Annotated in this window: 9 protein-coding genes; 1 reads left to right on the top strand and 8 read right to left on the bottom strand. The window is 74.9% G+C overall.

Annotation, left to right across the window (positions count from 1 at the left end; genetic code table 11):
* The 8 genes from ACIQOV_RS13680 to ACIQOV_RS13645 all read right to left on the bottom strand — a co-directional run.
* A partial coding sequence (locus ACIQOV_RS13680) for an AMP-binding protein (protein WP_401048337.1) occupies positions 1 to 952 on the bottom strand: 952 nt, incomplete at its 3' end.
* A gap of 144 nt (positions 953 to 1,096) precedes the next feature.
* Positions 1,097 to 2,341, bottom strand: a complete 1,245-nt coding sequence (locus ACIQOV_RS13675) for a glutamate synthase-related protein (RefSeq protein ID WP_401048338.1) — start codon at positions 2,339 to 2,341, stop codon at positions 1,097 to 1,099.
* A 50-nt stretch (positions 2,342 to 2,391) separates the two neighbouring features.
* The gene (locus ACIQOV_RS13670) at positions 2,392 to 3,384 is read right to left on the bottom strand and encodes an asparagine synthetase A (RefSeq protein WP_401048335.1); all 993 of its coding nucleotides are present in this window, start codon (positions 3,382 to 3,384) and stop codon (positions 2,392 to 2,394) included.
* Positions 3,385 to 3,518: 134 nt separating this feature from the next.
* On the bottom strand, positions 3,519 to 4,850 hold the full coding sequence (locus ACIQOV_RS13665; protein WP_401048334.1) for a methylaspartate mutase: 1,332 nt from the start codon (positions 4,848 to 4,850) through the stop codon (positions 3,519 to 3,521).
* Positions 4,851 to 4,876: 26 nt separating this feature from the next.
* Complete coding sequence (locus ACIQOV_RS13660; RefSeq protein ID WP_359898267.1) at positions 4,877 to 5,320, bottom strand: cobalamin-dependent protein; 444 nt, start codon at positions 5,318 to 5,320, stop codon at positions 4,877 to 4,879.
* Between the two features lie 155 nt (positions 5,321 to 5,475).
* Entirely contained in the window at positions 5,476 to 6,750 is a 1,275-nt protein-coding gene (locus ACIQOV_RS13655; protein WP_401048332.1) for a helix-turn-helix domain-containing protein, read from the bottom strand.
* Between the two features lie 388 nt (positions 6,751 to 7,138).
* A complete protein-coding gene (locus tag ACIQOV_RS13650) occupies positions 7,139 to 7,573 on the bottom strand; it encodes a hypothetical protein (protein ID WP_401048330.1) in 435 nt (144 codons plus the stop codon).
* Positions 7,574 to 7,725: 152 nt separating this feature from the next.
* Positions 7,726 to 8,991 (bottom strand): hypothetical protein, encoded by a 1,266-nt coding sequence (locus ACIQOV_RS13645; protein WP_401048329.1) that lies wholly within the window; start codon positions 8,989 to 8,991, stop codon positions 7,726 to 7,728.
* Here ACIQOV_RS13645 and ACIQOV_RS13640 point away from each other — a divergent pair.
* Positions 8,981 to 9,178 (top strand): hypothetical protein (locus ACIQOV_RS13640; RefSeq protein ID WP_401048327.1); only part of this gene is annotated, 198 nt, incomplete at its 3' end. The two genes, ACIQOV_RS13645 and ACIQOV_RS13640, sit on opposite strands and share 11 nt — an antisense overlap.

The following is a 9,178-nucleotide window of genomic DNA, read 5'->3' as shown; positions in this document are numbered from 1 at the left end:
CCGGCCGCAGCCGCCCGTCCAGCACGTGGAGGCGGCGCGCGCCGACCCCGGTGCCGATCGGCACCCGGGCGGCGGGCTGCTCCGGCGTGCCGTCGAGCCGGTGGGTGGTGGCGGTGACCACGGTCTCGGTCGGGCCGTAGGCGTTCAGCAGCGGCACCCCGGTCGCCGACCACCAGGCGGCGGCGGTGGCGGGCTCCAGCTTGTCGCTGCCGGAGATCATCAGCCGCAGGGTGCACGGCACCCGGCCGCCCAGGGCCGCCACCACGTCCTGGAAGTAGCCCGCGGCCAGGTTGGCGACGGTGACACCCTCGGCGTCCAGCAGGTCCAGCAGCGCGGCCGGGGCCAGGAGCCGCTGCTCCGGCAGGACCAGGCAGGCCCCGGCGGACAGCGCGCCGAGCACCTGCTCGACGGCCACGTCCACGGTCGGACGGGCGAACTGCAGCACCACGTCCCGTTCGGTCAGGCCGAAGGTCTCGACGACACCGGCCAGGTGGCCGGCCAGGGCGGCGAGCGGAACGTGCACGCCCTTGGGGCGGCCGGTGGTGCCGGAGGTGTAGATGACGTAGCCGGCGCCGGCGTTCCCGCCCGCCCCTCCGCCGATTTCGGTGAGCTCCTCGCCGTTCAGGGCGAGGTGGGCCCCGGCGTCCTCGGCGATCCAGCGGTTGCGCTCCTCGGGGGCCTCCCCGTCCAGCGGCAGGTAGGTGGCGCCGGCCCGCAGCGCCGCGAGCAGCGCGACCACGTGGTCCAGCCGGTCGCGGCCGGTCACGGCGACCGTCCGGCCGGGGGCGAGCCGGGCGGCGAGGGCGGCGGTCAGGCCGTCCAGCTCCCGGTAGTCGACCGTCCGGCCGCCGGCCCGGACGGCCGGCCGCTCCGGGAAGCGGGCGACGGCGGAGGCGAACGGCGCGAAACCGGGCGCCGTGAATTCGGTGGGGAAACCGCGCGAGGACATCATCCAACCCCAGATCGTGAGAGAAATCGGCGACGAAAGCGACGATAGGGGGAATTCGACGGCCCTATCGGCAGAATGAGCGGAAGGAAATCGGCAGTTTCATCATGCCGCTTTCCAGGCAGGCCAGGGCTACCGGCCGAGGGTGTTTCAGGAATTCTCGGGGGACCAGACGTCCGCCCCGTCCAGGGCCTCGGGGGAGTATTTCCCGAGCGAACTGATCAGCAGTCGGAGTTCCAGCGCCAGGCATTCCGCGAAACGGCGCAGACCGGATTCCCGGTCCTCCGCGACGGCGAGCAGCGCCGCCCGTCCGAGGCCCACCGCACGGGCCCCCAGCGCCAGGCTCTTGACCGCCCGGGCGCCTTCCCAGATCCGCCCGGAGACCAGCAGGGAGGGCGGCGGCGCGGCCGCCAGCCGGCGCAGGCACTCCGCGAGCGGCAGGCCGACGTGCGGCAGGAACACCCCCGGCGCCCAGCCGGTGCCGCCCTCGGCGCCGTCCACCACGACGGCGTCCGCTCCGGCCTCGTGCGCCACCCGGGCGGCCTCGGCCACGTCCCGGCCGGGGTAGAGCTTCACCCAGATCCGCACCCGCGGGTAGTTGTTGCGCATCAGCCGGATCTGCTGGCGCAGGATCTCCGCGGTGAAGGTGCCCGGGGTGGCGGCGCGCAGCACCCGGCCGTCGCCGAACAGCGGGTCCAGCCCGAAGCGGTCGCCGAGCGCGGCGGCGGCTTCCGCGTCCAGCACGGTCATCCCGCCCAGGCCCGGCTTGGCCCCCTGGCCGACCTTCAACTCGAAGGCCAGCCGCCCGGATTCGAGCAGCGGAAGGGCGGCCGGATCGCTGTGGACGAGGTTCCACACCTCGGCGTCGGCGTCCTCGGTGCTCTGCTGCACGGCCACGCCGCCGAGCCCGTCCGGGAGTTGCTCGCCGTAGGCGCGCAGCCGGCCGAGCAGGGTGCGGTCGGCCGCCTCACCGAGCCGGCCGTAGCCGTTGACCGGCACCACGTTCTCGCCGATCACCATCGGGATCCCGAGCGCCCCGGCCTGCCGGCTCAGGGCCAGCCCGAGGTCGCCGCCGGCCGCCCGGGTGGAGCCGGTCGCCGACACGTAGACCGGCAGCGCCGAGGCGAACCCGCCGATGGCGGTGGCGAGTTCGACGTCCCGGTAGTCGGGTTCGCGGCCGAGGTCGATCAGCTTGGCGAGCCGCTGCGGCAGGAACAGCGGCGGGACGATCCGCAGGGCGTCGAGCGCGTCGTTTTGCGCGGGCTCCCCGGGCCGGCCGGCGCCGAACAGCACCCGCCCGTACTCCTCGGCGGGCGGGAACGCCGCGGCCGCCCCGACGCGGGCCCGCCGCCGGACCTCCTCCTCCGGAAAGCCGGGCGCGGTCAGGTCCTTCACGGCGGCGGCGTCCGCCCCGCTCCGCTCGACGGTGAGCTCGCTGCGCTCCCTCACGGTGACACCACCCCGGCGACCTTGGGGAACGCGCTGGCCTGCCAGACGGCGTCCAGCCCGGCGACGTACCGGGTGAGCCGCTCGACCCCGATGCCGAAGCCCGCGCTGGCCGGCACGCCCTCGCGCACCAGGTCCAGGTACCAGCGGTACTTCTGCGGGTTCTCGCCGGTCTCCCGCATCCGGGTGACGATCTCCGCGTAGTCGTTGGTGCGCTGGCTGCCGCTGCACAGCTCGCCGTAGCCCTCGGGCGCGAGCAGGTCGAAGTTCCGCAGCAGGCCCGGGTCCTCCGGGTGCTCGCGGTCGTAGAAGCCGCGCGAGCCCTTCGGGTAGTCGGTGACGAAGAACGGCCGGTCACGCCGGTCCGACAGCAATGCCTCGCCCTCCCAGTCGAGTTCGGCGTCCAGGCTCTGCGGGTGCCCGATGCCGCGCAGTTCGGCCACCGCCTCGGCGTGCCGGACGCGGCCGAACGAGCCCTTCAGGAGCTCGGCGAAGGCCTGCGGGTCCCGGCCGAGTTCGGCGAACTCCTTGGGCAGCTCGCGCACCGTGCTGTCGACCATGTACACCACCAGCTCCTCGGCCAGCTGGACGGCGTCGTCCCGGCTCGCGCCGGCGACCTCCACGTCCAGCTGGTGGAACTCGGCCAGGTGCCGGCTCGTCCCGGCGGTCTCCAGCGGCTCCAGCCGGACGTTCGGGGCGATGCAGAAGATCTTGTCGAAGGCGAGCAGCGAGGCCTGCTTGTACAGGATCGCGCTGGTCATCAGCTTGTAGCGGTGGCCGTAGAAGTCGATGTCCACCTGCTTGGAGCCACGCGCACCGGGGTCGGTGACCGGGCCGATGATCGGCGGCAGCAGCTCGGTGAAGCCCCGGCCGCGCAGGAACTCGCGGGCGGCGGCGAGCAGCTGCTGCTGGATCCGCAGGGCGCTGCGGGTGGTCGGGGCGGTCAGGTGCCGGCCCGGATCGACCGGGGGCCGGGGCGTGGTGTCGGGCATGGTCGGGGTCCTGTTCTCTCGGGTGGTCCGTGGCCCGCCGTCGGAGGCGCGGGCGGTCGTCGGTGGTGGAGCGGCGGGCGGGCGGGGGTGCTTGAACGACGGGCGGGTCGGGGCCTCGCGGCCCGGCGGGCGGCTCAGCGCGCCACCGGCAGGCCCCGGGCGGCGGACGCCGCCACGGAGGCGGCCGCGTACTCGGCCCGGCCGTCGTAGCCGCGCCGGACGTGGGAGAGGGCGGCCAGCAGCCCGGCCGAGCCGAGGATCGGCGCCCGGCCGCGCTCGACGAGCCCCGCGATCGGCATCGAGCCGACGCCGGACCAGTGCAGCCGGCCGTCCGGGCCCAGCGAACTGCCGGTCCGCCCGGCATTGTCGGGGTGCAGGCAGTACGGCACGTCCAGGTAGCCGGCCGCGAACGCCCGCACCAGGGCCCGCCCGACGTCGGCGTCCAGGTCGAGCACCGCGCCGATCAGCGCCCTGGCCTCGGCCTCGATCCCGGTGTCCGGCGCGGCGACGGGTCGTGGCCGGCCCCGCTCCGCCGCGGCGGCCGCGGCCGCGGTCTCCAGCGCCCGGACGTTCTCGGCGACGGTGGGGATGCGGTGCGCCTCGGCCGTGGTCTTGACGATCAGCCGGGCCGCGCCGCCGCGCACCGCGAGCCGCGCCGCGTCCTCCAGCAGCAGCCGCGCGCCGCCGGGCGAGCGCGGGTACACGCCCATGTACGCGTACACCACGAGGTGCCGGTCGACGTCCGCGAGCAGCTCCCCCGCGATCCGGCCGAGCGCGGCCAGCGCCTCCTCGTCCTGGCGGGCGTTGGCCTGCTGGGCGTAGCTGAGCGAGATGCTGCGCAGCCCGTTCTGACGGAAGAACAGCGCCTCCAGCACACTGATGGCGATCAGCAGCGAGGGCGGGCAGAGCTGTCCCATCATGCAGCCGCCGAACGTCTCCAGGTGCGGCTCGGCGCCGAACTCCCGGACGGAGGCGAGGATTTCGCAGCTGCGCCGCCAGCGCGCCACCGCCTCGTGCAGCGGGGTGCGGCCGTACGGCAGGCAGTAGGAGACCGGTCCGCCCTCGGTGGCGTCCAGGCCGGCCGCCAGCAGCGCCTCGACGATCCGCTCCGGCGCGGCCGAGCCGTGCCGGACCTGCACCGGGAATCCCGCGTCCGCCACCCCGCGCAGCACCTCCCGGGTGACCTCGACCGGGTGGGTGACGATCGGGTAGCCGTTGAGGCCCGCCCCGGCGGCCAGGGCACGCCGCGCGGCGTCGAGGTCGCCGGTGCGGGTGTAGCTGTCCAGGGTGATGGTGCCGACGGTGACGGCGGCCGCTCCCCGGGTGGCGAGCAGGCCCTCCCGCATCACGGCCGCCCGCGCCATGCCCATCCGGGGCTGGACCACCAGGGCGCCGGCCTCGGCGGCCTGGGCCACGAACGCGCCGAAGCCCGCCCGGGCGGGACCCGTCACTGCGGGGCCCGTCACCACAGGATCCGTCACAGCAGGATCCGTCACAGCAGGACCCCGGAGCGCAGTCCGCCGACGAACTCGCGGAACCCGGCCACCGCGGCGCCCTCCTCGAAGACCGCGTCGAAGCCGGCCGCCAGCAGCGTCCGCTCGCGGTCGGGGTCGTCGGCCCCGGCGATGCCGAGCTTGCCGCCGATGACGGTCGGGGTGCGCCGCAGTTCCGGGCAGGCGCGGAGGGCCTCGATCACCCGCAGGCCCTCCTGGAAGCCGTGCCCGTTGACGCTGCTGATCACGATCAGGTCCGGTTCGATCCGGCGGCATTCGGAGATCAGCAGCGCGTCCGGGACGCATGCGCCCAGATTCGTCACCCGGTGGCCCGTCTCCTCCAGCAGGAACTGGAGGAAGACCAGGTTCCAGGTGTGCGAATCCGAGGCCGTCGTCGTCACGACGACGTCCAGACCGTTCTGTTCGGCGTTTCCGTGCTCCACGACTCAGCCCTCATCGGTAGAGATCCTCGATGGCGTTCCGGCGCGTTCCCGCGGCGGTCCGGCCCCACGGAGAACGCTAGGAACGATCGGGCCCGGCAAGCGGCAGCTCCTGCGGCATTAAGCGGCAGAATCGGCAGCCGTTCGACGCCTCACGGTCAGCCCGCGACGGCCAGCAGCGGGCCGTCCCCCGCCGGCCCCAGCCGGATCCCGGGCTCCTCCCGGACGAGGCGCCGGCACAGGTTGAGCACCGTGAAGCGCACGCCGTCCCGGGCGGGCACGCTGCGGATCAGCCCGCGCGACAGCAGTTCGTGCACCGTGGCCAGGCAGGCCTGAAGCGTCCAGCCGCTGCGGACCACCGCGTCCTCCCCCGACCAGTCCCCCGGCTCGTCCACGAGCACCTCCAGCAGGGCGCGCTGGCGCTCCGTCAGGCGCCGGATCGCCGGCTCCACCTCGTCCCGCAGGTCACCGCGCGCACCGAACACCACGGGCGGCGCCGCCAGCGTGAACGGGACGACCGCCAGCCCGGCCACCAGCTGGGAGGTGGACTGCACCAGCGCCCACCCCGCCGCGCGCTCCAGCGCGCCCGGCAGGCCGTCCAGGCGGCGGCAGAGCTCCGCGACGGCGGGCGCCTCGGAGCGCTCCAGGGTGTAGCCGGGGCGCAGCCGGCACAGGTGCGAGAGCAGCAGCCGGACGGCCCCGACCTGCGCCAGCGCCTCCGGTTCGGCGTCGAGTTCGGGGGCCGGGACGGGCAGTGGCGCGAGCGGGATGACCTGTCCCCCGGGCAGCGGCCGGGCCTCCCGGGCGGTGATCAGCACCCGCAGCCCGGGGCAGCGGTGGAACAACCCGTCCAGCTGCCCGGCGTCCACCCCGCCGTCGGCGCCGTCCAGCACCAGCAGGGCGGGCCGCTCGCCGATGTCCCGGGCGAGGTCGTCCAGCGGCGCGCGCCAGAGGTGCGGGCCGCCGCCGCAGTCCACCCAGCGCACCGACCAGCGGACGGCCAGGTGCAGCCGGCGGGCCACCTCCAGGGCGAGCCGGGTCTTGCCGACCCCGCCCAGGCCCACCAGCGAGACCAGCCGGTCCCCGTGCACGGCGAAGGCGTCGGCCAGCACCTCGGCCTCCATGTCCCGGCCGACGATCGCCCCGCGGGCCACCGGCGGGGCGGCCGGCTCGGCCACCGGCTCGTCCGCGAGCGGGTGCCGGCGGGCGGTCTCCTCGAAGTCCGTCCGGCTGCGGCCCTCCAGCCGCAGCGCGTCCGCCAGCAGCCGGACGGTCTCGTTGCGGGGCCGGCGCACCCGGCCGCTCTCCATGTCCCGGATCGCCCGCACGCTCAGGGTCGCGTGATCGGCCAGGCACTGCTGGGTCAGCCCGACCCGCTCGCGCCGTAGCCGCAGCAGCTCGCCGAAGCCCGCCGCCGTTCTCACCGCTTGCACCGACTGCCCGCCGTCCATGCCTCGTCTGCCCTTCGTGGTCCGGACTCCTCCTGGCGTCGGGACCGGTGGCGGCCTCAGCTCCGGGCGCCCGCACGGCCCGTGGTCCGGCCGTACGGGACCCGGCGATCAGGCTGTGGCCTCCGACCGGCTCCCTCCGGTTCCCGATGCTCCTGGCTCGCCGTCTACGCCCGATCAACGGCCGATCACCGGCCCCACCCACGACCTTCACCCGGGCCTCACAGGCCGTCCCGCCGCCCGTCCGGGCCGGACGGGGACCCCTCCGCGGCGGGACGGCGCCGATGCTCCCGGTGGGCACGCAACGGCCCGGACCTCGGCGGATGCCGGGATCCGGGCCGGTCGAACGGTCAGGGACGGGCCTCCTCGGGGGTCATTCGGCCGCCTGCTTGAGGCCGCCGTGGCACAGCCCCCAGATGACGAGGGCGTCGATCGCGATCAGGACGATCGCCCACGCCGGGTAGTAGGGCAGCCACAGGAAGTTGGCGATCATTCCCAGCCCGGCGAGGGCGACACCGAAGATCCGGGCCCAGAGGGCGCCGCTGAAGACCGCCACGCCCGCCACGACGATCAGGACGCCGAGGATGAGGTGGATCCACCCCCAGCCGGCGCTGTTCAGCGAGTACGCGTAGTTGCGGGTGACGACGACCAGGTCGTCCTTGGCGATGGCGGAGATCCCCTCGAAGACCGCCATGAGACCGCCGGTGATCAGCATGACCCCCGCGAAGATGGTCCACCCGGACGCGTATGGGTGCCGCTGGGGCTGGGGGATCTGGCTGCTGCCGACTCCACTGACGCTGCTCGTCATGACGGTGACTCCTTCGATGGCAACCGCCTCGCGGACCGCGGTAGGCGGGAGGGTGGAACAGAAGTCCTACGTTCACGGTAGAACCGGATCCCCGTCCTGTCGTGGCGCGGACCGGCCGCGGCCGTGGCCCGGACGTCCCTGGTGGAGCCCCTTCAGCTCTCCTCCCGGGGGTTCTCGGCGCCGCCGCCTCCGGACGCCCCGCCGCCTCCGGGCGCGTCGGCCCCGCCGGGCGCACCGCCCCGTCCTGGGCCGGCGACCCGTCCGGAGGCGGCGAGCAGGGCCAGGACGGCGAGGACCACGAGGAGCACCAGGACGAGCAGCAGCACGGTCAGCACCGTCGGGTGGTTCCAGAGGGCGAACACCAGGGCCACGATCAGCAGCGCCGCGAGGGCGAGCCGGCGGCGGTGGGCGTCGGTCCAGGTTCCGGCTCGTCCGGTGTGCACGCCGTGCGCGCCGCTCCAGCCGGCGACCGAGTCGGCGGCGTGGTCGGCCCCGCCGCGCACGGCCCGCGGCAGCCGTCCCGCCCCGGAGAGGTAGGCGCCGAGCGCGACCACCACGCCCAGGACGACGAGGGTGCGCAGGCTGACCTTCAGGAACCTCAGCAGCGTGTCGAAGACCGCGGCCGCGGCATCCCGGGACTGCACGGCGGGCGGCAGGTGGTCGAGGTAGTAGTGCCGGGCGATCACCAGGGCGATCGCCACCACCAGGCCGGCCCCCGCCGCGCCGAGCGCCGTGGACACCAGGGCCCGGCGCCGGCGCCGGGCCAGCAGGACGCCGACCAGACCGATCACCACGGTGATCACCGGCAGCCAGTTGCCCATCACGTCCAGCGCGTGCGCGGCCCCGCGGACCTTGGCCAGCTTGTCGGACTGGAACAGCACCAGATGCTTGTTCACGTCCGGGATCTTCTCGGCCGGTGTCAGCCCCGCGGCCACCAGCTGGTCCTTCAGCTGGTCCACGGCCTTCCCGACGTCGAGGGTGACCGTGCCGTCGCTGACTCCGACCGCGCCGCGGCCGTGTCCGGTCAGGGCCTGGACCACGGCCGTGTGGGCGGCGCGGTTCGCCTGCGTCCAGACGGTGTCGAAGGCGTCGCTCCGCACGACCTTGGTCGCCGCCTTGGAGACCACCTGGTCCACCGCGTCGTCGATCTTGGGCCCCAGCGACTTGACGGCGGACGCGGCCCGGGGCGGCAGGCCCTGCGACTGGAGCCAGGCGGCCAGGTCGGAGGCGACCTCCGGACCGTCCACCTTCACGTCCACCGCCCGGGTGATCCGGTTGACCGCGGCGTCCTGGATCGCGGGGTTCGTGGCCAGCGGCGCGACCGTGCTGACGTACCGGTCGGTGTCCAGCGCGATGTCGTGCACCCAGACGGTGAGCAGCGAGACCGGCACCAGGATGCAGGTCAGCGTGATCAGCACGGCCGAGACGGTGCTCCTGACGATCCGGCCCGCCCGGGAGGGGTGCCGGGGCCCCGCGGTGGCGCCTCCGTTCACCGGCCCGCCCGTCGGGGGCTCGGACGGCTGGGGTTCACTCGGCCCGTTCAACGGCCCTCCCGGCATTCGCTGCGCGGCCACGGCGCCGCTGGCACCATTCACGCCGCAGGGG

The organism is Kitasatospora sp. NPDC091257 (genome assembly GCF_044757675.1).
In the GTDB taxonomy this organism is placed as follows: domain Bacteria; phylum Actinomycetota; class Actinomycetes; order Streptomycetales; family Streptomycetaceae; genus Kitasatospora; species Kitasatospora lactacystinica.
Note: the sequence above shows the minus strand (reverse complement) of the source record. Positions and strands in the feature narration are given on the sequence as shown.